Consider the following 23,071-nt stretch of genomic DNA (forward strand, 5'->3'; position numbering starts at 1 on the left):
CTCCGGTAGCCGGCGTGGCGGTGGACGGCGTTCGGGTAGCCGGCCCTCCGGTAGACGGTGCGGCGGTGGCCGGCGCAGCGGCCGGCGCAGCGTAGGTCGCCGTCGGGTCTTCGGGGAAGCGTCCCGGTTGCGGACTCCCACCGGTAGCAGCCATGGCGCAACCTGCCTTTCTCTACGGACGCGACGATGGCGCCCTTCGGGCGCAACCCGTCTACCCCCCGCCGCGCCGTTCACGCCTGGTACTCGGGTTCTCGCAGCTCGGGCCCGACCGGCCCGGCCCCGACGGAGCCGGCTCCGGGCGGCCCGCCGCCCGGGTTGTAGAAGCACTTCTCCGCCCGGCCCGCCGCCACGTCCCGGGCGAACGTGATCAGGTGGTGCGAGACCGTGGCCACGTGCACCAGCTTCTCCACCCGGCCGGTACGCAGCAGCGGCCACGCGGTCCGCCAGAACACCCGGCGGTAGCTGCCCCGGATCCCGAGATGCCAGAGCGTCCGGCCCACCACGCCGAGGCCCCGGAGCAGCTGCGCCCGGCCCGGCCGTTGGCGCCGCGGCCGGAGCCGGTGGGGGTAGGTGTGCCGGAGCTGGTGGCCGAAGCGGCGGTAGACGGCCTCCGGTGTGAAGGCGCGGGTCACCGTCGACCGCCAGTCCCGCACCACGTCGTCGTACGGGAGCAGGAAGTCGACGTTCGACTCGCGGTCCCCGGCGTCGTGCCGGATGCGTCCCGCCGCACTCAACCGGTCCCACAGCGGCGTACGCGGAAGCGCGTGCAGCAGATTGATGGTGAGCATCGGGATCTGCGACGCCTCGACGAACTCCAGGATCCGCCGGCCGGTCCCCGGATCGTCCCCGTCGAGGCCCATGATCATGCCCGCCACCACCTCGAGCCCGTACCGGTTGAGCCGGTGCACGGTCTCCAGCAACGGTGTCGCGAGATTCTGGGTCTTGCGCATGGCCCGCAGGGCGTCCCGGTCCGGCGACTCCACTCCCATGAACACCGTCGTGAAGGACGCCTCCCGCATCAGCTCCAGGATGTCCGTCCGCTTCGCCAGGTTCATCGTCGCCTCGCAGGCGAACGAGACGGGGTACTCCCGGGCGCGCTGCCACCGCACGAGGGCGGTGAGCAACTCCACCGCGGCCCGTGGGTCGGCGATGAAGTTGTCGTCGACGAAATAGACGGTTCCGGGGTTGCCCCGATCCAGCATCGCCTCCAGCTCGCCCAGCACCGCCGCGACGGACTTGCGGCGCGGACGCTGCCCGTAGAGCGTCGGGATGTCGCAGAACTCGCAACGGAACGGGCAGCCGCTGGAGAACTGCACGCTGCCGAGCAGGTATTTCGGCAGGTCGATCAGGTCGTAGCGCGGGATCGGGAAGCGCTCCAGCGGATGCCGCTCCCCGGTGACGTACACCTGCTGCTCCGGCGGCGGTCGCGGGTCCGCGTCGAGCCGGGCGACGAGCGCGTCCGTGGCGTCCCCGAGCTCGCCCACGTGCAGCAGGTCGACCGAGGGGTACAGCTCCGGGCTCGCCGAGACCGACGGCCCGCCGAGTACGGTGACGCAGCCGCTGGCCCGGGCCCGGGCTGCCAGGCGTTGGATCTGCTCGCGCTGCACGTGCATGCCGCTGAGCAGCACCACCTCGGCCCAGGCGAGTTCCCGATCCGTGACGTCGCGGAGGTTCTCGTCCACGAAGCGGATCTGCCAGCACGCCGGAAGGTAGCCCGCGATGGTGAGCAGACCCTGCGGTGGCATGAACGCGGCGGCGCCCACCAGCGGGAACGCGTGGTCGAGGGTGCCGAAGGAGCGCGCGTAGCGCGGCGACACCGCCAGCACCCGGCGCGGGTTGCGGCCGACCGCGCGACCCGGACCGGTGCCCACCGGCACGGGTCCGGGGCTCGGCGCAGGCGCTGCGACCATGCCGTTCAGTGACGCGGCCGGTTCAGCTCTTTGACCACGTAGTCGACCATCACGGCCAGCAGGCTGGCCGAAGCGAGCAGCAGCAGGCTGACTCTGGGTTTCCTGCCCATCGATCTCTCCTTCGGGCCATCGTCCCGGTCCGACCCTCGCACCGGGGCGCCGATCTTCCCCACCCGGATCGGGTCAAACCTCGATGCCGAGCATTTGTCCGGCCCCGCACGTGTCGTCCATAGGTCACGGGGAATGTCGGAGAAAGGCGGAGGACCGCAGCACCCGGAGGAGGCGGAGCGGATGCCCGGAACAGCGGGCGAGGTCGTGGGCGTCGACGTGCACGCATTCACCGTGCCGACGGACGGCCCGGACGGCAAGGAACAGGACGGCACGCTGACCTGGGATTCCACCACCATCGTCCTGGTCCGCGCCCATGCGGCCGGCGAGACCGGGCTCGGATACACGTACGGCGACGTCTCCGTGGCCGCGTTCATCGAGTCGAAGCTGGCGCCCGTCGTCACCGGTGCCGACCCGTCCGCCCCGGCAGCCACGTGGCGGCGGATGTTCGCCGAGATCCGGAACGCGGGGCGACCCGGCGCGGGCGCGATCGCCGTCTCCGCGGTCGACGTGGCGCTCTGGGACCTGCGGGCGCGACTCGCCGGGCTGCCGCTGTACCGCATCCTGCCCTCGGTCCACGACCGGGTGCCGGTCTACGGCAGCGGCGGGTTCACCAACTATCCGACCGAACGGCTGGTCGAGCAGTTGGCGGGCTGGGTCGGTCAGGGCATCGGGCGGGTGAAGCTGAAGACGTCCCGGCACCCCGAGCAGGATCCGCAGCGGCTCTCCGCGGTGCGGGCGGCGATCGGTGACACCTGTGAACTCTTCGCGGACGCCAACGGGGCGCTGCGCGGCAAGCAGGCGCTGGCCTGGGCGCACCGCTTCCACGACGAGTGGGGGGTCTGCTGGCTGGAGGAACCGGTCAGTTCGGCCGACCTCACCGGGCTGCGCCTGGTGCGGGAGGCCGGGCCCCCGGGGTTGGACGTGGCCGCGGGCGAGTACGCCTTCGTCCTCCGGGACTTCACCAACCTGCTCGTGCCACGGGCGGTGGACTGCCTCCAGGCCGACGTCACCCGGTGCGGCGGGATCACCGGCCTGTTGCAGGTCGCCGGGCTGGCCGCCGGGCACGAGAGCGACCTGTCGGCGCACTGCGCCCCGGCGGTCTCCGCGCACGCGTTCTGCGCGGTGCCGCAGCTGCGGCACCTGGAGTACTTCCACGACCATGTCCGGGTGGAGTCGCTGGTCTTCGACGGCACCCTCCGCCCCGAGGGAGGATTCCTCGCTCCGGACCCGGACCGGGCCGGCCTCGGGCTGGAGGTCAGGTGGGCCGACGCCGAGCCCTACCGGGTGTACGGGCGGCGCTGACGCGCCGAGCGGGCGGTACGGCAGGGGTGGCGATCGGCGGTGCGCCGGAAACCCGGCGGCCGGAGCCTGTGATCCCGGCCACCTTGACAGGCGGCCACCACCGTCTCCTTTGACAGACCGGCAGGTCCGCTCCGCTGCCGCCCGACCGGTAGCGACCTCAATCTTTTCCTGAACCGGCAGAAATGAACTGCCGGTAATCCTGCCGGCCATTCTGCCGGTCATTTGTCAGCACGGTCCCGCATTCATTTTCGGTGACATGTTCCTGAAACCTGGAAGCGTCTCGGATTGGCTAGCGTCGACCCGACCCCGGCGATGTCCGGGAAAGCGTCTGGGAGAGGAAGCATGCGTAAGCCATTGATCCGAAAATTGATCGCCGGAGTGGCGACGGGACTGGCGGCGATACCGCTCGTCCCGCTCGTCGCATCGGCGGCGCCGGCCGGGTCCGTGCCGGCCGGGTCCGTGCCGGCCGGGTCCGTGCCGGCCGGGTCCGTGCCGGCCGGGTCCGTGCCGGCCGGGTCCGTGCCGGCCGGGTCCGTGCAGTGGGCACCCTGTGCGGAGGACGCCAGCGCTCTCTGTGGCACCCTCGAGGTGCCGGTCGACTGGGCCGACCCGGACGGGCCGACCATCGCGTTGGCACTGGCCAAGCGGCCCGCGACCGACCCGGGCGCGCGACGCGGCTCGCTGGTCGTCAATCCGGGCGGGCCGGGTGGCTCGGGCGTCGACGCGGCGTTGTACAGCGGGTACAGCGACGACCTCCGCCGCCACTTCGACATTCTCGGGTTCGACCCGCGCGGCGTCGCCCGGAGCGCTCCGGTCATGTGTTCGCTGGACAGGATCCTCGCCCTGCCGACCGGGCCGGTCAAGACGCCTACGGCATTCACCGAGATGGTCACCGCGAGCCGTGAACTGGCTGCCGACTGCCGCAGCCACAGCGGGCCGGTATTCGACCACGTGGACACGCTCCAGGTGATCCGCGACATTGACGCCATCCGGTCGGCCGTCGGCGACGAGAAGCTGACATTCTTCGGCATGTCGTACGGCACGCTGATGGCCCAGCAGTACGCGGAAATGTATCCGGACCGGATGCGCGCCATCGTCGCCGACAGCACGATGGACCACAGCCAGGACGCCCGGGGCTTCGCCGTCACCCAGGCGGCCACCGGTCAGGACTCGTTCAACGAGTTCGTGGCCGGCTGCGCCCGGCTGACCGAGTGCGCGCTGCACGGCCGGAACATCCGCCAGTTCTGGCACCGGCTGCTGGACCGCGCCGCCCGGGGCGAGCTGCCGGACCCGGACGACCCGAGCTACAAGATCACGCAGCCTGACCTGGTCGACTTCGTCCTGCGTAACCTGAACTACCAGCCCTACTGGCTCGCCATCGCCAGCGAGCTGGAGCGGATCGACGCGGGTCGTCCGTCGACCGCGAGTGCGGCGGTCCGGCAGTCGGCCGAGGAGGAGCCGACGATCGTACCCTTCGCGTACCAGGCGGTGCTCTGCCAGGACTGGAACCTGAAGGCGCGTGACTTCGCCGAGTGGAGTTCCATCGCCGCCGCCGCGCAGCGGGTGGCGCCGGACCTGCCGGACCCGCCGCGGGCAGCCGTCGGCGCGATCTGCCTGGGCTGGCCGACCCCGGCGAACAACCCGCAGCGCCCGGTCACCCCGACCAACGACACCAAGCTGCTCTTCGCCAACGCGCTGCACGACCCGGCCACCGGCTACAACTGGGCCCTCGGCGCCGCCGACCAGTTCGGCGACCACGCCGAACTGCTGACCTACGAGGGCTGGGGACACATCGTGTACGGCCGGGTGGCCTGTGCCGACAACGCCATCGACAGCTACCTGATCGACCTCGTCGTGCCGGCGAAGGGCACCCGGTGCGCCGCCGCGCCGCCGCCCGGCACCACGCCGGGCGCCGCCCGTAGCAGGGCCGCGAGCCCGGAGGCCGGCCCGCCGGCAGAGCCCCTCGTCCCGCTGCGCGGCGACCGGGAGCTTCCCACCTGGCTCTTCTGAGCGCCGAGCACGGCGAGTCTGGACACCGGGCACGGCAAGGATCCACCAGCACGACCACGCGGCCGGGGCACCATCGGTGTCCCGGCCGCCGCCGCGGCACGAGGGACGTGTGAGGAGCAACTAACGAGGGGTTGTTCCGGATGAAACAGCGGAGAAACGGGCCGTCCCTTCACTGAGGCGATCACCGATCTGCTCCATCGAGGTGACCGGAACGGCCGAGAGGATCCGGGCGATGGCCGAGTACGCGGGACTGGACGGCAGCCGCTACAGCGTGGCGATCGTCGGCGGTGGACAGGCCGGACTGTCGCTGAGCTGGCACCTGTGCCGGCGCGGCGTGCGGCACGTCGTACTGGAGCGCAACCGGGTCGGCTTCGAGTGGCGCGAACGGCGCTGGGACTCGTTCTGCCTGGTCACCCCGAACTGGCAGTGCCGGCTGCCCGGCTTCGCCTACTCCGGCGACGACCCGGACGGGTTCATGACCGGCCCGCAGGTCGTCGACCACCTCGAACGGTACGCGGCCTCGTTCGGACCGCCGCTCGTCGAGGGGGTGGCCGTGACGCGGCTGCGGCGTACCGCCGCCGGCACATTCACGCTGCGGACCAGCGCCGGCACGGTCACCGCCGACCAGGCGGTGGTCGCCACCGGCCCGTACCACGAACCGGCCGTGCCGCGGATGGCCGAACGCCTTCCCGCCGACGTGGTCCAGCTGCACTCGAGCCAGTACCGCAACCCGGCGCAGCTGCCGTCCGGCGCCGTGCTCGTGGTCGGCACCGGGCAGTCCGGCTGCCAGATCGCCGAGGACCTCCACCTCGCCGGCCGGCAGGTGCACCTGGCGGTCGGCGGTGCGCCCCGCTCGGCCCGCCGCTACCGGGGCCGGGACGTCGTCGCCTGGCTCGACGAGATGGGCTTCTACGCCCGGGGCATCGACCAGTTCCCGGACGCCGACGAGGTGCGGCTGCGGGCGAACCACTACATGACCGGCCGCGACCGGGGACGCGACATCGACCTGCGCGCGCACGCCCGGGACGGGATGCGCCTGCACGGGCGGCTGACCGGGATCGACGGCGCGACGGTCGGCTTCGCCGACGACCTCGCGGCCAACCTCGACCATGCCGACTCCGTAGCCGAGAGCATCAAGGACTCCATCGACCGGCACATCGCGGCACACGGCGTCGCGGCGCCCGCCGAGCGGCGGTACCGGCCGGTGTGGCAGCCACCGCCCGGGGCCAGCACACTCGACCTGCGGCGCGAGGGCGTCCGGGCGGTCGTCTGGAGCACCGGCTTCCACCGCGACCACCGCTGGGTCGAGGTGCCGGTCTTCGACGGTCGGGGCTATCCGGCGCACGAGCGGGGCGTGACGAGCTGCCCGGGGTTGTACTTCCTCGGCCTGCCCTGGCAGCACACCTGGGGGTCCGGCCGGTTCGCCGGGGTCGGCGACGACGCCGGGTACCTGGCCGGGCGGATCGCCACGGCGGGCCGGCAGCGCGCCACCGACGAGGTCCGGTGGATCGCGGGTACGCCGTCCGAGACGTATCCCGACCTGGACTGGTTCCTGCCCCGGCCCGCCGGTGGCCGGGTCGCCACCGGAGCCGGCATCGGCACGGGAGCCGGCAATGGCTGACTCCTGGGTCAGCGACGCACACCGGCACCTCGGGGTGCTGCCGGCGTACCCGTTCTACGGCGGCGGCCCGGTGCAGCCGGCGACGGCCGCCCGGGCCACCGTCGCGCAGCTCATGGCCGACCTGGACGCCGAGCGCACCGAACGGGCGCTGGTGCTGCCGAACTACGGCGTGCCGGACCCGGACGTGGCGTTCGCCTTCAACGAGCTGGTCGTGGAGGCGGCGCAGGCCGACGACCGGATCCGCTGTGGACTCTGGGTCTCCTCCCGGGCCGACGACGTGGAACGCACCGAAGCGGCGCTCGCGCTCGCCGGCGAGCCCGGCGTACGCGCCCTGAAGCTCAGCTTCCTGCTCGGCGGTCGCGCGGACGACGCCGGCCTCGACCGGATCTTCGCCGTCGCCCGGCGGCACGGGCTGGTGGTGCACGTGCACACCTCCCCGGGCGCCGCCTCCGACATCGACCAGGTGGGAGAGCTGGTCGACCGGTACGCCGACGACGTCGCCCTGCACCTCGTGCACTTCGGCGGCGGCATGAGCGGGCACATCAAGCTGGTCGGCGGCCGGTTCTTCGACTGGATCTCCGCCGGCAAGCGGGTCTACACCGACCTCTCCTGGGCGATCGGCTTCGCGCCCCGCTGGCTGGCCCAGGAGATCTCCCGGCGCGGCGTCGGCCACGACCGGGTGCTCTTCGCCAGCGACGAGCCGTGGGGCGACCACGCCGGCGAGCTGGCGAAGCTGCGCGCCGCCGCCGGTGACGGCGAACTCGCCACTGCGATGTTCCACGGGACCTTCGACAAACTCTACGGATAGCCCCCGGAAAGGACTCATCATGGCCGAACTGACCGACCTGGAGCAGAAGAGCCTCAGCGAGATCCCGCACCCCTCGCTCGCCGAGGGATCGACGATCTACGGTGGCACCAAGGTCTTCCCCGACTACCAGGCCGAGGAGGGCGAGGTCTACTTCACGCTCGTGCACGGCATCGCGCACGAGTCGTCGGTGAGCTTCGTCGCGATCCTCCAGGCGACCCGGGCCCTGCGCAAGGGCTTCGAGTCGGCCATCTACTTCTACGGACCCGGGTCGCTGAACTGCCTCGCCACCCGCGGCTTCCCCACCACCGGCAACTCCGCGTTCCCCGGCGAACACAACATCAACAACTCGTTGCAGACCTTCATCGCCGAGGGCGGCAAGGTCTACTGCTGCCGGTTCGGGCTCTCGCTGCACGGTGCCCGCGAGGAGGACCTGATCGAGGGGGTCATCCCGACGCACCCGCTCGACGTCCAGGACGCGCTGATCCACTACAAGCGCAAGGGTGCGGTCATCAACTCGACGTACATGTTCTAGGAGGCGACGGTGAGCGTTGGCACCCGGGCGGAGATCGCCGTTCGCGGCGTACGCGTGGAGGCCCCGGTCCGCCGGCCGGCGGGCGCGGGGCCCAGCGACGACGGCCATCTGGTGGTGGACGGTGCCAACGCCGCCCTCCCGGTGGACCCCACCAGCCCCTACGTGGTACGCGACCAGCGGCTCTGGCGCGACGGCCGTGACCTGGGGCTCTCGATCCAGGTGGTCCGGCGTCCCCGGTTCTACGACCTGACCACGACCGACGGCGTCCCCTACGAGCAGATCGCCCGGCTGCACGGCGCGGACGTGCTGGCCAGCACGGTGGTGCAGACCTGCATCCGCTACGACGAGCCGCAGCGCTGCCGCTTCTGCACCATCGAGGAGTCGCTGCGCTCCGGGGCGACCACGGCGGCCAAGACCCCGGAGCAGTTGGCCGAGGTCGCCGAGGCCGCCGTCCGGCTCGACGGCGTGCGGCAGATGGTGCTGACCACCGGCACCACGGCCGGGCCCGACCGGGGCGGCCGGCACCTCGCCCGCTGCGTGCGTGCGGTGCTGGCGGCCGTGCCGGGGCTGCCGATCCAGGTGCAGATCGAGCCCCCCGGCGACCTGAGCGTGCTCGGTGAGCTGCGGGACGCCGGGGCGGCGGCGATCGGCATCCACGTCGAGTCGCTCGACGACGCGGTACGGCGGCGCTGGATGCCGGGCAAGGCCACGGTGCCGCTCGCCGACTACGAGCGGGCCTGGGACGAGGCGGTACGGCTCTTCGGCCGCAACCGGGTCTCCACCTACCTGCTGATCGGCCTCGGCGAGGATTCCGACGAACTCGTCGCCGGTGCCGGGCGGCTGATCGCGCGCGGGGTCTACCCGTTCGTGGTGCCGTTCCGGCCCACCGTCGGCACGCTCGCCCGCCGCGACGGTATCGGCGGGCCGGCGCCGGCACTGGTCCGGGACGTGACCGAACGGGTGGCGGCGCTGCTGCGCGCGGCCGGCATGACCGGCGCCGACCAGACGGCCGGCTGCGCGGCGTGCGGGGCGTGCGGTGTGCTGACGGCGGCCGGCGGATGACCGCGGTCACCGGCCTCCCCACCGGCCTGAGGACCCGGCTCGGCGTGGCCCCCGCCGATCTGGCACCGGTGCTCACCGGGAGCCGCCCCGGGCCGACACCGGTGGCCCGGGTCGAGCCCGCCGAGGACCCGGCGACGCTGGCCGCGTACCGGCGGCTGCGGATCAGGGTCTTCGTCGAGGAGCAGGGGATGTTCGCCGGCGACGACCGCGACGAGCACGACGACGACCCGCGCACGCTGGTCCTGGTCGCCCGCGACCCCGACGGCACCGTGCTCGGCGGGGTGCGGCTCGGCCCCGCCGGTCCGGGTGCCGACCTGGGCTGGTGGATCGGTGGCCGGCTGGTCGTCGACCCGGCGGCCCGCGGCGGGACAGGCATCGGGCCGGCGCTGGTCCGGGCCGCCTGCGCCTGGGCGGAGACCTCGGGTGTCCTGCGGTTCGAGGCGACCGTGCAGGCCCGCAACGAAACGCTCTTCCGCCGCCTCGGCTGGCAGGCGGTACGCCCGGTGCGGGTCGCCGCCCGGCCGCACGTGCTGATGCGCTGGCCGATCGGGCGGGTCGCCGCGCTCGCCGAAGCCACCAAGCGGTCGCTCGGCACCCTGCTCGCCGGGATGGCCCCGGGCGGTCCCGGTTTCGTCGGCGACGACGGCGCACCGGTCCCCGGCACCGACGTGGTCGCGGCCTGCGACGCCGTCATCCCGTCGATGGTGGAACGGGATCCGTGGTGGGCCGGCTGGTGCGCGGTGCTGGTCAACCTCAACGACCTCGCCGCGATGGGCGCCGCCCCGGTCGGCCTGCTCAACGCGGTCGGCGCCCGGGACGCCTCGTTCGCGGCGCGGATCCTCGCCGGCCTGCGCGCCGGCGCCGGGGCGTACGGCGTACCGGTCCTCGGCGGGCACACGCAGCTCGGCGTGCCGGCGGCGCTGTCGGCGACGGCGCTGGGGCGTACCGCCGATCCGGTGCCCGGCGGCGGTGGGCGCCCCGGGCACCGGGTACGGGTCACCGCCGACCTGGGCGGCCGGTGGCGCCCCGGTTACCACGGGCGGCAGTGGGACTCGACGACCGGCCGCGACCGCGCGCAGCTGCGGGCGATGCAGAGCCTTGTCGCCACCGCCCGGCCCGCCGCCGCCAAGGACGTGTCGATGGCCGGGATCGCCGGCACGCTCGGCATGCTCGCCGAGGCCAGCGGGGTCGGGGCGGTGCTCGACGTCGCGCACGTGCCGCGGCCGGAGGGCGCCGCCATGGGTGACTGGCTCACCTGCTTCCCGGGCTTCGGGATGGTCACCGCCGACCGGGCGGGGAGCCCGGTCCCGGTGGCCGGGCCGACGGCCGGCGCCGACTGCGGCGAGCTGGTCGCCGGGCGGGGAGTCCGGTTGCGGTGGCCGGACGGTGAACTCACCGAGGCGATACCCACCGACGTCACGGGATTGGGCCCGGCCGCCGCCACGGCATCGGGAACGGCCGGCATCACGGGATTGGGGACCGCATGACGGGCATCGTACGGATGGCGGCCGCCGCCGCACCCTTCGGCCGCGACCTGGCGGCGGACTTCGCGAGGATTGAGAGCATCGTCGCGGCCGCCCGGGCGGCCGGCGTCGACCTGCTCGCGCTCCCCGAGGCGTGCCTCGGCGGCTATCTGGCGCACCTCGACGGCGGTGCCGACGGGCCGCCCGCGCTCCGGGTCGACGGGCCCGAGATCGCCCGGCTGTCGGCGATCGCCGGTGACATGGTGGTCTGCGCCGGGTTCTGCGAGGCCGACGGCGAGCTGCGCTACAACAGCGTGGTCTGCGTCGACGGCGGCGGCCTGCTGGGGCACCACCGCAAGGTGCACCAGCCGTTGAACGAGAGCGCCAGCTACGCCTCCGGCGGGTCGTTCGACGCGTTCGACACACCTGTCGGCCGGATCGGCATGATGATCTGCTACGACAAGGCCTTTCCGGAGGCGGCGCGGTCGCTGGCGCTGGACGGCGCCGAGATCGTCGTCTGCGTCTCGGCCTGGCCCGCCAGCCGTACCGCGCCCAGCGACGATCTGGCCGAGGACCGCTGGACCCGGCGGTTCGACCTCTTCGACCGGGCGCGGGCCCTGGAGAACCAGGTGGTCTGGGTCTCCGCGAACCAGTCCGGCACCTTCGGTTCGCTGCGCTTCGTGGCCAGCGCCAAGATCGTGGATCCGGGCGGGGACGTGCTGGCGACGACCGGCACGACCGCGGGGACGGCGATCGCCGAGCTCGACCTGGGCCGGGCGCTGAGCACCGCCCGCCGGTCAATGGCCCACCTGCGCGACCGGCGCCCCACCGCGTACGCCCGGCTGGCGCCCGAGCCGGTGGTCGTGTGAGCGGCCCCGCGCACCGGTCCTCGAAGATCTAGGCCATGCCCGTCACGCGTATCGCCGCCGCCGCCGCACACTTCGGCCGCGACCTGGAGTTCGACCTCGCCCGCATCCGGAAGATCATCGCCGATGCCGGTGCCGTCGGTGTCGGCCTGCTCGTCCTGCCCGACGCGGCCCTCGGCGGTTACCTCGCGGACCTGCGGCACCCGGATCCGGCCGCCCTGCCGCCCGCGCTGAAGCGGGACGACCCGGTGATCGAGCAGATGATCGCGATGGCGGGCAGCATGGTGGTCTGCGTGGGCTACTGCGAGGCCGACGGCGACGACCGCTACAACGCGGCGGTCTGCGTCAACGGCGACGGTGTGCTCGGCCGGCACCGCAAGGTGCACCTGCCGGCGGCCGAGGTCACGGTCTACCGGCCGGGCGACACCTTCGCCGCCTTCGACACCCCGGTCGGTCGCATCGGGATGCTCATCGACTACGACAAGACATTTCCCGAGTCCGCGCGCACCCTCGCGCTGGACGGGGCGCAGATCGTCGCCACCCTCTCGGCCTGGCCGGCGAGCATCACCAACCAGGCGCCGAAGCTGTCCCAGGACCGCCAGTCGCGCCTCTTCGACCTCTACGACTGCGCCCGCGCCGCCGAGAACCAGATCGTGGTGGTCTCGTCCAACCAGACCGGTGCGATGGGCGGGATGCGGTTCCTGGGCCAGTCCAAGGTGGTCGGGCCGGCCGGCAACGTACTCGCCCGTACCTGGGCAAAGGCCGGCCTCGCGGTCGCCGAGCTCGACGTCGCCGCCGAGATCGCGGCGGCCCGCCGGGTGCTGCACCACCTCGACGAACGCCGTCCCGAGTCCTATCTGGACCGGCGGCCGTGAGCCCGGGGAGCGCGTCGCCGCAGCCGTCCCGGGAGCGGCTCTCGATCGCGTTGCTGAGCTACTCGACCCGGCCGCGCGGCGGGGTCGTGCACACGCTCGCCCTGGCCGAGGCGCTTGCCGCGCTCGGCCAGGAGGTCACCGTCTGGACGCTCGGCCGGGGCGGCGACACCGGCTTTTTCCGGCCGGTCGACCCCGCGGTCCGGCAGCGGATCGTGCCCTTCCCCGACCGTCCGGGCGAGACGGTCGGCGCCCGGATCCTGCGCTCCATCGCCACCCTCCGGTCGTCCTTCACCCCGGACCGGTACGACGTCGTCCACGCCCAGGACTGCATCAGCGCCAACGCGGTGCGGCGCTGTCTGCGTACCGTCCACCACGTCGACCAGTTCACCACTCCTGAGCTGGCCGCCTGCCACGAGCGGGCCATCGTCGAGCCGGCCGCGCACGTCTGCGTCTCGGCCGCGGTCGCGGCGGAACTCCACGCCGGCTGGGGCATCACGGCCACGGTCATCCCGAACGGCGTGGACGCGCCCCGGTTCGCGGCGGCGGCAGAGCCGGCGGGGTGGCGCGCCCGGCGCGCCTGGCGCCGCCGGTTCGGCCGGTACGTGCTCGCCGTCGGCGGCATCGAGCCGCGCAAGGGCTCGCTCGAGCTGCTCGGCGCGTACGCACTGCTCCGCCGCGACCTGCCCGACCTGCGCCTGGTGGTCGCCGGTGGCGAGACGCTCTTCGACTACCGCGACTACCGGGCCCGCTGGGACGCGACAGCGACACGCCTGGCGGTCGCGCCGGAGATCCTCGGTCCGGTCGACCACCGGGCGCTCCCCTCGCTGGTGGCCGCCGCGAGCGTCTTCGCCTTTCCCTCCACCAGGGAGGGTTTCGGGCTCGCCGCCATGGAGGCCCTCGCCGCAGGCGTGCCGGTGGTCGCCCGTGACCTTCCGGTGCTGCGGGAGGTGTTCGGCGACGCGGTCCGCTACGGCACCGACCCGGTCACGCTCGCGGCCGCCATGCGCGCCGCCGTCGAGCTGCCCGACCCGGCCCGGCAGGCCGCCGGCCGGGCGCTGGCCGGGTCCCACACCTGGCACGCCGCCGCCGAGGCGCACCTGACCCTCTACCGGTCGCTGCTCGCCCCTGTCACCGGCCACGACTCCACCGGCCGCGACTCCACCGGCCACGGCTCCACCGGCCACGGCTCCACCGGTCGCGGCTCCACCGGCCGCCGCTCCACCGGTCGCGGCCCGGTGGGAGACCGACCGTTGCGGCGATGACAGGGGCCACCGGGCCGGCGGAGAATAGGTAGCCTGTCCGACGTCACACTCGATCACCTGGGAGATCATCGTGCGGGTGCGAACCGTGCTCATGACCGTCGCCGTCCTGCTGGTCGCCACCGGGGTGGCCGTCGTCCTCGGCCTCGGCCAGGTGCCGGCCGCCTGGGACGTTGCCGGCTACACCTGGTCCAACTGACATCTGCGCACCGCGTCCGGCCGGTGGGCGCCGGACCGCCGCCCTGGCGGCCACCGCCCGCGCCCCGCCGGCCGGATCGGTGTGCGCGCCGCGTGATCCTGCGGAACGGGGGCCCGATGACGGCGACACAGCTGCGCGACCGTCTGGACGAGACGATCGAGGAAGGACAGACCGCCGGCCTGCATGCGGTCGTCGCCGTCCGCGGCGGCGAGACCCTGCTGGAGTACTACGGCGCGGGCGAGGACTTCGCCTGGAACATCCCACTGGGCGTCGTCGAGTTCGGGCCCGGGACATTGCACGACCTCCGCTCGGTCACCAAGAGCGTGACGGCGCTGCTCTACGGCATCGCGCTGCACGAGGGCCGGGTCCCGCAGCCTTCGGCACCACTACTGCGGCACCTCTCCGAATACCCCGACCTGGCGGCCGACCCGGCACGGGCCCGGCTCACCGTCGAACACGCGCTGACGATGTCGCTCGGTCTGGAGTGGCGCGAAGACCTTCCTTACGACAGTCCGGCCAACGCCGAGATCGCCATGGAACTCGCGCCGGACCGCTACCGCTACGTGCTGGAGCGGCCGATCGTCGATCCGCCCGGCACCCGCTGGCACTACTGCGGAGGCGCCACGGCGCTGCTCGGCCGGCTGATCGCCGACGGCACCGGCCAGCCGCTGGCGGAGTACGCCCGGACGGCGCTCTTCGAGCCGCTGGGCATCCACCCCGTCGACTGGATGGCCGGGCCGGACGGGGTGGCCTCGGCCGCCTCCGGGCTCCGGCTGGCCGCCCCCGACCTGGCCCGGATCGGCGAGCTGGTGCTCGGCTGCGGAACCTGGCACGGCCGCCGGATCGTTCCCGCCGACTGGATCCGCGAGATGCTCCGGCCCCGCCCCCACCTGCGCACCCACTGGGGCGCCGGCTACGGCTACCAGTGGTACGTCGAGGCCGTCGCGGAGCACCGGATGGTGGCCGGCATGGGCAACGGCGGCCAACGCCTGCTCGTCCTACCCGACCTGGACCTCGTCGTGGCCATCAACGCCGGCAACTACACCGAGCCCGAGCAGTGGCGGACCCCGGTGACCGTGCTGCAGCGGGTCATCCTGCCGGCGTTGAGCTGACGCGCGGGGCGGGCTGACACGCCGGGTCACTCCCCCGTGCGCAGGCGCTCGACGGCCTTCGGTGCCAACTCGCGGACGTACGACTCGGTGCCGCTGGCGTTCTCCCAGCCCAGATCGGCGAGAACCATGATGTGGTCGCCGACCCGTGCCAGCACGGCCGGGGTGGTGGTGACGGACTCCTCGTCGCCGTAGCGGAACCGCGCGGACACCCGCACGAGCAGCGACTCGTCACCGGCGACGTCCGTGCCGGCCACCTCCCAGCGGTGCTCCCCGGACTCCAGGCTGCCCGGACACCGCCGCACCGCCGCCGCGATCTCGTCGAAGGCCGCCGCTCCGTGCCCGGGATGCAGCCCGACGTACTCGAGCACCACCTGTGGTGTCTCATTTTCGCCGGGGCTGACGTGCGCCCGCATGGCGACGGCGGCGGTCCGGGTCTCGTCACTCGGATAGCGCTCGCCACACGGCCGCAGCGGCCGCAGATGCTCGCTGTCGCCCTGCGGCATCGGCCCGAGCGTCGCGCCGCCGAGGTCCTCCGGCTGGAGCAGCGCCGACGAGCGGATCACCTGCGTCGCGTCGGGTGACGGCGACCCGGTCGGTGGGCTCGCCGAGCCGGTCGCACCGGCCGGCGCCGTTGCGGAGGACGTCGAGGTGGTCTCCGGGCTGCCGTCCTGGGCACAGCCGGCCAGCAGGGCGACGGCCACCGCCGTGGCGAGCAGGGCCTGCGGAGCGGTACGGCGCATGACATCCCCCGTCATAGTTCGGGTTGGTTCGGACGTTATCCCCCGAACTGCCCCGGTGCCTCGACGGGCAAACATTCCTCGGGCGGGTCGCCGTAGCCGGACGAGGCAGCGGCCCGGGTCAGCGCACGCCGGCCCGGGCCGCTACCCGCGCGTCAGACCAGGTCGTACCGGTCGAGGTTCATGACCTTGACCCACGCCGCCACGAAGTCCCGGACGAACTTCTGCTGCGCGTCCGCACCGCCGTAGACCTCGGCGATGCCGCGGAGCTGGGAGTTCGAGCCGAAGACGAGGTCGACGGCGGTGCCGGTCCACCTGACCTGCCCGGTCGCCCGGTCCCGCCCCTCGTAGACGTCCTCGGCCGAGGCGGAGACCTTCCACTCCGTGCCGATGTCGAGCAGGTGCACGAAGAAGTCGTTCGTCAACGTCCCCGGCCGGTCGGTGAGGACACCGTGCGGCGCCTGCCCCAGGTTCGCCCCCAGGGCCCGCATGCCACCGATCAGGACCGTCATCTCCGGGGCGGTCAGCGTCAACAGGTTGGCCCGGTCCAGCAGCAGGGTCTCCGGCGAGAGCTTCTGCCCGGCTCGCAGGTAGTTGCGGAACCCGTCCGCCCGGGGTTCGAGTACGGCGAACGACTCCACGTCGGTCTGCTCCTGCGAGGCGTCGGTGCGCCCCGGCGTGAACGGCACCGTGATGTCGTGCCCGGCGTTCCTCGCCGCCTGCTCGATGGCCGCGCAGCCGCCGAGGACGATCAGGTCGGCGAGCGAGACCTTCTTACCGCCCGACTGCGCGCCGTTGAACTCCTGCTGGATCCCGGTCAGCGTCTGCAGCACCGTGCCGAGCGAGGCCGGGTCGTTGACCTCCCAGTTCCGCTGCGGTTCGAGCCGGATCCGGGCGCCGTTGGCCCCGCCCCGCATGTCGGTGCCGCGGAAGCTCGCCGCCGACGCCCAGGCGGTGAAGACCAGCTGGGAGACGGAGAGCCCCGAGCCGAGGATCGTACGCTTCAGCTCGGCGACGTCCTGCTCCGTGACCAGCTCGTGGTCGACCGGCGGGACCGGGTCCTGCCAGAGTTGGGGCTCCGGCACCCACGGGCCGAGATAGCGGGTGACCGGTCCCATGTCGCGGTGCAGCAGCTTGTACCACGCCTTGGCGAACGCCTCCGCGAACTGGTCCGGGTTCTCCATGAAGCGCCGGGAGATCGGCTCGTAGATCGGATCGACCCGCAGCGCGAGGTCCGTGGTCGCCATCATCGGGGCGTACCGGACGGAGGGGTCGTGGGCACCGGGCACGGCGTCCGCCCCGGCACCACCCTTCGGCCTCCACTGCTTCGCGCCGGCCGGGCTCTCGGCGACCTCCCACTCGTAGCCGAAGAGCGTCTCGAAGAAGCTGTTGTCCCAGGTGATGGGGGTCGGTGTCCAGGCGCCTTCGAGGCCGCTGGTGATGGTGTCCCCGCCCTTGCCGCTGCCGAAGCTGTTCTTCCAGCCGAGCCCCTGCTCCTCGAGCCGGGCCGCCTCGGGCTCCGGGCCGACGTACTCGTCGGCCCGGGCGGCCCCGTGGGTCTTGCCGAAGGTGTGACCACCGGCGATGAGGGCGACCGTCTCCTCGTCGTTCATCGCCATCCGGCGGAAGGTCTCCCGGATGTCCCGGGCGGCGGCCAACGGATCCGGGTTGCCGTTCGGCCCCTCCGGGTTCACGTAGATCAGCCCCATCTGCACCGCGCCGAGCGGGGCGGCGAGGTCCCGGTCGCCGCTGTAGCGCTCGTCGCCGAGCCAGGCGTCCTCGGGACCCCAGAAGATCTCCTCCGGTTCCCAGACGTCCTCCCGCCCGAAGCCGAAGCCGAAGGTCCTGAACCCCATCGACTCCAGGGCACAGTTGCCGGCGAAGACCAGGAGGTCGGCCCAGGAGATCTTCTGTCCGTACTTCTGCTTGACCGGCCAGAGCAGCCTGCGCGCCTTGTCCAGGTTCGCGTTGTCGGGCCAGCTGTTGAGCGGGGCGAAGCGCTGCGCACCGTCGCCGCCACCGCCGCGACCGTCCTCGATGCGGTAGGTGCCGGCGGAGTGCCAGCTCATCCGGATGAAGAGCGGCCCGTAGTGACCGTAGTCCGCCGGCCACCAGTCCTGCGAGGTCCTCATCACCTCGAAGACGTCCCGCTTCAGCGCCTCGACGTCGAGCTTCTGGAACTCCTCGGCGTAGGTGAAGGACTCGTCCATCGGGTTGGCCCGGGGTGAGTGCTGATGGAGGACCTGAAGGTTCAGCTGGTTGGGCCACCAGTCCCGGTTGGTCCTCGGCCGGCCCCGCTTGGGGGTCGGGGCCGGAATTGCCGGGTTTTCGCTCTCGCTGCCGTGCTCAGGCACGTCGATCCTTCTCCTGTCAGTCGCTCGTGCTGTCAACCGGTTGCTGGTGCCCGGAGGCACTCGGGGCAAAACACCCTGGTAGATGACTTGTATCGTCCGGTCGGGACGCTCGGCTGTCGGATGCGCTCGGGCGGGGACGCCCGTCGGCGGTGCTGTCGAGGTGGATGACGGCACCGCCCGACCGACGTCCCGCAGTATGCCCTACTTTGTTCTTGAATGCATCAAGTATCCGATAGAGCCTTGCCGGGCGGGTCGGGCGCACGCCAGCGCAGGCGCGGGGATGCGCGGCGTGCCGCCACACCCGACCGTATCTCCACTCCGGGCGCCGTGCAGGCGCCGGCCGAGGAGTTCGCGGGAATGTCCGGTCCCGGTCACCGATGGACGACGGCCACCGGACAGGCCGCGTGGTGCAGCGCGGCGTGACTGACCGAGCCGAGCAACAGCCCGGTGAAGCCACCGCGCCCGCGCGAGCCCACGACGAGCAGCCCGGCCTCGGCCGACTCCTCGATGAGGACACTGCCCGGACGGCCGTGACGAAGCCGCCGGATGACGGAGACCTCCGGGTACCGCTCGCGCCAACCCGCGATCGACTGCGCCAGCACCACCTCCTCGTCGGTGCCGGGGACATCCCGGTCGTACACCAGGGGAAGCATGTCCCCGGGAGCGGTGGAGGTCGGATACCGCCACGCGTGCGCCGCGACGAGCGGCACGCCGCGACGGGCCGCCTCGTCGAACGCGAAGGCGACGGCGCGCTCCGAGACCTCCGAGCCGTCGACGCCGACCACGACCGGACCGCCGGGCCGCTCCTGACCCCGAACGACCACGACCGGGCAGGTCGCGTGCGTGGCCGCCTGGACGGCGATCGAGCCGAGCAGCAGCCCGGAGAACCCGTCGAGGCCGCGGTCACCGAGCACCAGCATCGCGGCGTGCCGGGCATGGCGCAGCAGTACCGGTGCCGCCGACCCGTCGTCGATCGTGGCGCTCACCGTCACGCCGGGGGCCGCCCGCCGTGCCTCCCGCATCGCCTCCGCCACCACTCGCTCGGCCTGATGCCGGAAACCGCCCTCGGGAGGCCCGGCCGGGTCCGGACCGAGCGGCACCGGCAGCAGCGCCCACACGAAGGCGTGGACGAGGAGCAGCGGCCGGCCGTGCAGCGCCGCCTCGCGGGCCGCCAGCCGTGCGGCGGCCAGCGCCGATTCGGAACCGTCGATACCGACGACAACCTGTCCACCTGGTGAGTCGGACATGTCTCCTCCTGGTACCGAAGCGCCCGCAGCCGGACGGTCCGGGTGGCCGGATCAACCGGGGTGGGCGTCTGTCTCCACGATGCCCCGAAGTCGATCTTCTCGGCAGGGCCGGACGCCGGGATGGGGCGGGACCTTCGGCCCGGCCCCCGCGCCCGGCGTCACGGCCGGCCGCGGCGGCGCCGTTCCCCCGACGCCAGGCCCGCCACGGCAGCCGCTCGGGTCGGACGACCAGGGACGGTTGGACCTGCGAATCAGGGACCATCGCCGGTACGCAGCCGGCGCCGCTCGTCGCATCCTCACCGTGGGAGGACCGCATCCTCGCCACGGGACGGGCCGCATCCCCGCCGATCGGGAGAGGCCACATGTCCCCGCCGTTCGGAAGAGGCCGCGTCCCCGCCGATCGGGAGAGGCCACATCCCCGCCGTTCGGAAGAGGCCGCGTCCCCGCCACCGAAGGAAGGAGGCGGAACCGTGAGCTTCCGGGATCGTGCAGAGGCGGGCCGGCGGCTGGGCCAGCGGCTCGCGCAGCTACGTGGGGGCGACGCGGTGGTGCTCGGCGTCGCCCGAGGCGGTGCGGCCGTCGCCTACGAGGTGGCCCGGGTGTTGGCCGTGCCGCTCGACGTCGTCGTCGTCCAGCGCCTGGTGGACCCGTTCGTCTCCGGACTGACCCTGGGGGCGGTCGCCGAGGGCGGTGTCGTGGCCACCGATCGGACGGCGGTGGATCGGGCGGGCATCGACGCCGATGGTCTCGCCCGCATGGTCGACGCCGTCCGGCGGGAGGTTGCGCAGCGCGGCCGACGGATGCGGGCCGGGCGGGCGCCGGTGCCGCTGGCCCGGCGTACGGCGGTCGTCGTCGACGACGGCGTCGGCACCGGCATGACGGCCCGGGCGGCGTGCCGTTCCGTGCGGGCCCGCCACCCCGACCGGATCGTCCTCGCCGTGCCGCTCGCCACGATCGGGACCGTCGTCGCCCTGGCCCAGGAGGCCGAGGAGGTCGTCTCCATCGGTGCCCCGGCGTGGCTCCCGGAGCGCTCCCGCTGGTACCGGCTGCCCGCTCCGTCCGACGAGGAGGTGGCTGAGCTGCTGCACGTCGCGGCGATCCACTCTCCGTACCGGCCCGGCCGCCGAACGGGTGCGACGGCCGGGTAAGCCGCCGTGCCTCCGTCCCGATCCCCGGCCGGCCCGGCTCCGGGACGGCCTCATCAGGTGTGGGACGGCCTCATCAGGTTCAGTTCCGGGACGGCCTCATCAGGCGTTCCGCGCTGCCGAACGCGTAGCCGTGCGACCGGAGCATCCGGGAATCGTCGTGCTCCCAGCGGAGCCGGTCGACGACCTCCACCACGCCGGCTACCTCGGTGACGAACGTGACGACGAGGCCGGCGAGGCTGCGGCTCTCCACGGTGCCCGTCAGCGTCACCGCGCCGTCGACAACGTCGACCTGGACGGCCAGCGGATCGACCCAGAGGGAGCGCCGCAGGACGTCGTCGACGATCTCGGCCCGGATCGCGGCGTCCGGCCGGGTGTGGATGCGCAGGAGGTCCCGCCGGGACACGATGCCCACCAGACACCGGTCGCTGTCGACCACGGGCATCCGCTTGATCCGCTCCTTCTCGAGGCGCCGCGCGGCGGTGCTCACCGGTGCGTCGGGGGACACGACGACGGCCGGTGCGGTCATGAGGTCGGCGGCGACGGTCGCGCGCGTCCTGCTGTCGACCCGCCGCCGGCCGGCGAAGATCCGCCGGTGCTGTTCGTCCCCGATCGCCTCGACCTTGTGCAGGAGGTCGGCTTCGGAGACCACACCGAGGACCCGGCCGTCGGCGTCGAGCACCGGCGCGGCACTGACGCCGGCCCCGGTCAGCGTGTCGACCACTTCACGGTAGGTGGCGTCCGGCGCGACCGACACCACGTCGCGGGTCATCACGTCCTCGACTCTCCACCGTCTCATCGTGGGCTCCTTCCTCTCGTCGGCGGTCGAGCCGCCGCATCTCGCGTTCGGGTCGGCTCCCGCGTTCGGGTCGGTCTGCCCGCGAGGTGGGGCGTGGACACCCCACGGCAGGCGGGCCGGCACGCGATCCTCCCGCTGCCTCACCTACAGCCTCGGTCCGCCGGGCTGCTGGCGGCAGTGGCGTTCGGCCCGATGACGCCGGGCCGAACGCCCGGAACCGCTCGCGGAAGAGCGGCCGGTAACCGCTCCGACAGGGGCGACCCGGTCCCCCCTCCGACGGGAGCGACCGGGATCGGGTCGAAGGTCCCGGCGACGGCGGGACGGGAGACCCGCCGCCGTCCGGCCTGCGGACTCTGCTGGTCAGAGTTCGAAACCGATGAAATTGATGTGTGCCCAGCGGGGGCACGGCGGAGACGAGAGGACGTGCATCGCCATGACCGCGATTTCCGAGCGGCAGACGACGGGAACGACCGCTCCTGCGGTCGGCATCGGCGTGACCGAAACGGCGGCACAGAAGGCCGCCCGGTACATCTGGGCCGCCGTGCGGCTGGCCCTCGGCTGGACCTTCCTGTGGGCGTTCGTCGACAAGGTCTTCGGCCTGGGCTTCGCCACTCCGGCGGAGCGGGCCTGGATCGAGGGCGGCAGCCCGACCCAGGGTTTCCTGAGCGGCTCGGAGGGACCCTTCGCGGGCTTCTACCACTCCCTGGCCGGCACCGGCTTCGCGAACTGGGCCTTCATGCTGGGCCTGCTCGGGATCGGTCTGGCTCTCACACTTGGCATCGGAATGCGGGTGGCGGCCACGGCCGGCGCGGCACTGTACGTGATGATGTGGTCGGTGGCGCTGCCGCCGCAGACCAACCCGTTCATGGACGAGCACCTGATCACCGCGGCCGTGATGGTCGGCCTGGCCCTGGTGGGCGCCGGTAGGACGATCGGCTTCGGCAAGGTCTGGGAGAGTCTCCCGATCGTGCAGAAGCAGCCCTGGCTCAAGTAGGCCCGGCTTGACCCGCGTCTCACCTGAACACCGCTCCACCCGATGGGGGCGCCGCCGTAGCGGCGCCCCCGTCGCACGCGTCCGCATCTCACGTGGATCAACCCTCCCGTGCCGGCGCCGTCCGGGTTACATCGGTACCGGAAACAGCGACCGGGCGCCAGGATCCGAACCGAGAGGTTCAGGACCGTTCACACTCGAACACGCCCGGCACGACCACCAGGGATCGAGGTTTGTCGAGGGCTTGACAGGCGCCGTGTTACCGCTAACATCTCCTTGCAACACGGCCTTGCCCGGTGCGACATCAGGCGCGGATGGCGCACCGACCCTCGCCCCGAGGCCGTCGGTCCGGGCCCCCACGCGCACCACCACGCATGCCGTCCAGACGGCCGATCCGTGCGAGTCTCGTGCCGACGGCGGTCCGGACTGCCATGCCGACCGCCCCCGGAAGACACCACCGCACGTCGTTCCAGTCCCACAACTACCCCGACCGGTACATCCGGCACCACGACTACCTGCTCCGCCTCGACCCGATCGGTGACACACAGGGACGCGGCGACGCGACCTTCCGGGTGACCACATAGCCGACGCACACCCGGAGGAGCCGAGCACCCGGGCGCCGCGCCTCACCGGCGCGTGCCACGGGTGCTCGGCGCGTCTCCGGCACG

The 23,071-nt window shown here is 73.0% G+C and carries 19 protein-coding genes; 14 read left to right on the forward strand and 5 right to left on the reverse strand.

Annotated elements, in window-relative coordinates; all coding sequences use genetic code 11:
* Positions 1–230: 230 nt before the first annotated feature.
* The gene (locus ACN27G_RS15885; RefSeq protein WP_421493585.1) at positions 231–1,910 is read right to left on the reverse strand and encodes a B12-binding domain-containing radical SAM protein; all 1,680 of its coding nucleotides are present in this window, start codon (positions 1,908–1,910) and stop codon (positions 231–233) included.
* Positions 1,911–2,201: 291 nt separating this feature from the next.
* On the opposite strand from ACN27G_RS15885, the gene ACN27G_RS15890 reads away from it, so the two are divergent.
* The 11 genes from ACN27G_RS15890 (at position 2,202) to ACN27G_RS15940 (ending at position 15,130) form a co-directional block, all read left to right on the forward strand.
* Positions 2,202–3,323: an enolase C-terminal domain-like protein gene (locus ACN27G_RS15890; RefSeq protein ID WP_421493586.1), complete on the forward strand. Its 1,122-nt coding sequence runs from the start codon at positions 2,202–2,204 to the stop codon at positions 3,321–3,323.
* Positions 3,324–3,665: 342 nt separating this feature from the next.
* Entirely contained in the window at positions 3,666–5,333 is a 1,668-nt protein-coding gene (locus tag ACN27G_RS15895; protein WP_421493587.1) for an alpha/beta hydrolase, read from the forward strand.
* 232 nt (positions 5,334–5,565) lie between these two features.
* Positions 5,566–6,954, forward strand: coding sequence for an MSMEG_0569 family flavin-dependent oxidoreductase (locus ACN27G_RS15900; RefSeq protein ID WP_421493588.1), 1,389 nt, complete (start codon positions 5,566–5,568; stop codon positions 6,952–6,954).
* Entirely contained in the window at positions 6,947–7,762 is an 816-nt protein-coding gene (locus ACN27G_RS15905; RefSeq protein WP_421493589.1) for an amidohydrolase family protein, read from the forward strand. The genes ACN27G_RS15900 and ACN27G_RS15905 overlap by 8 nt, the downstream gene beginning before the upstream one ends.
* 19 nt (positions 7,763–7,781) lie before the next feature.
* Positions 7,782–8,294, forward strand: coding sequence for an MSMEG_0572/Sll0783 family nitrogen starvation response protein (locus tag ACN27G_RS15910; protein WP_421493590.1), 513 nt, complete (start codon positions 7,782–7,784; stop codon positions 8,292–8,294).
* Between the two features lie 9 nt (positions 8,295–8,303).
* Positions 8,304–9,356 (forward strand): MSMEG_0568 family radical SAM protein, encoded by a 1,053-nt coding sequence (locus ACN27G_RS15915; protein WP_421493591.1) that lies wholly within the window; start codon positions 8,304–8,306, stop codon positions 9,354–9,356.
* Positions 9,353–10,843, forward strand: a complete 1,491-nt coding sequence (locus ACN27G_RS15920) for an MSMEG_0567/sll0787 family protein (RefSeq protein ID WP_421493592.1) — start codon at positions 9,353–9,355, stop codon at positions 10,841–10,843. Before ACN27G_RS15915 ends, ACN27G_RS15920 begins: the two co-directional genes overlap by 4 nt.
* A complete protein-coding gene (locus ACN27G_RS15925; RefSeq protein ID WP_421493593.1) occupies positions 10,840–11,688 on the forward strand; it encodes a carbon-nitrogen hydrolase family protein in 849 nt (282 codons plus the stop codon). The genes ACN27G_RS15920 and ACN27G_RS15925 overlap by 4 nt, the downstream gene beginning before the upstream one ends.
* A 35-nt stretch (positions 11,689–11,723) precedes the next feature.
* On the forward strand, positions 11,724–12,560 hold the full coding sequence (locus ACN27G_RS15930) for a carbon-nitrogen hydrolase family protein (RefSeq protein ID WP_421493594.1): 837 nt from the start codon (positions 11,724–11,726) through the stop codon (positions 12,558–12,560).
* Entirely contained in the window at positions 12,557–13,822 is a 1,266-nt protein-coding gene (locus tag ACN27G_RS15935) for an MSMEG_0565 family glycosyltransferase (protein ID WP_421493595.1), read from the forward strand. The genes ACN27G_RS15930 and ACN27G_RS15935 overlap by 4 nt, the downstream gene beginning before the upstream one ends.
* A 312-nt stretch (positions 13,823–14,134) precedes the next feature.
* Complete coding sequence (locus tag ACN27G_RS15940; protein WP_421493596.1) at positions 14,135–15,130, forward strand: serine hydrolase domain-containing protein; 996 nt, start codon at positions 14,135–14,137, stop codon at positions 15,128–15,130.
* A 26-nt stretch (positions 15,131–15,156) separates the two neighbouring features.
* Here ACN27G_RS15940 and ACN27G_RS15945 read toward each other — a convergent pair whose 3' ends face one another.
* From ACN27G_RS15945 to ACN27G_RS15955, 3 genes are all read right to left on the reverse strand, one after another.
* A complete protein-coding gene (locus tag ACN27G_RS15945; protein ID WP_421493597.1) occupies positions 15,157–15,870 on the reverse strand; it encodes a hypothetical protein in 714 nt (237 codons plus the stop codon).
* A 152-nt stretch (positions 15,871–16,022) separates the two neighbouring features.
* A complete protein-coding gene (gene katG, locus ACN27G_RS15950) occupies positions 16,023–18,221 on the reverse strand; it encodes a catalase/peroxidase HPI (protein ID WP_421493598.1) in 2,199 nt (732 codons plus the stop codon).
* A gap of 371 nt (positions 18,222–18,592) precedes the next feature.
* Entirely contained in the window at positions 18,593–19,468 is an 876-nt protein-coding gene (locus ACN27G_RS15955; protein ID WP_421493599.1) for a universal stress protein, read from the reverse strand.
* Between the two features lie 470 nt (positions 19,469–19,938).
* Here ACN27G_RS15955 and ACN27G_RS15960 point away from each other — a divergent pair, with 470 nt between their 5' ends.
* Positions 19,939–20,616: a phosphoribosyltransferase gene (locus tag ACN27G_RS15960; protein ID WP_421493600.1), complete on the forward strand. Its 678-nt coding sequence runs from the start codon at positions 19,939–19,941 to the stop codon at positions 20,614–20,616.
* A 79-nt stretch (positions 20,617–20,695) separates the two neighbouring features.
* Here the strand turns inward: ACN27G_RS15960 and ACN27G_RS15965 are convergent, their stop codons facing one another.
* Positions 20,696–21,412 carry a CBS domain-containing protein gene (locus ACN27G_RS15965; RefSeq protein ID WP_421493601.1) on the reverse strand — a complete coding sequence of 239 codons (717 nt, stop codon included), beginning with the start codon at positions 21,410–21,412 and terminating at the stop codon, positions 20,696–20,698.
* Positions 21,413–21,845: 433 nt separating this feature from the next.
* Between ACN27G_RS15965 and ACN27G_RS15970 the strand changes: the two genes are divergently transcribed.
* Both ACN27G_RS15970 and ACN27G_RS15975 read left to right on the forward strand, forming a co-directional pair.
* On the forward strand, positions 21,846–22,406 hold the full coding sequence (locus ACN27G_RS15970; protein WP_421493602.1) for a hypothetical protein: 561 nt from the start codon (positions 21,846–21,848) through the stop codon (positions 22,404–22,406).
* A 428-nt stretch (positions 22,407–22,834) separates the two neighbouring features.
* Positions 22,835–22,987 (forward strand): AbfB domain-containing protein, encoded by a 153-nt coding sequence (locus ACN27G_RS15975; protein ID WP_421493603.1) that lies wholly within the window; start codon positions 22,835–22,837, stop codon positions 22,985–22,987.
* The last annotated feature ends 84 nt before the right edge of the window (positions 22,988–23,071 follow it).

Source organism: Plantactinospora sp. WMMB334 (genome assembly GCF_049179095.1).
In the GTDB taxonomy this organism is placed as follows: domain Bacteria; phylum Actinomycetota; class Actinomycetes; order Mycobacteriales; family Micromonosporaceae; genus Plantactinospora.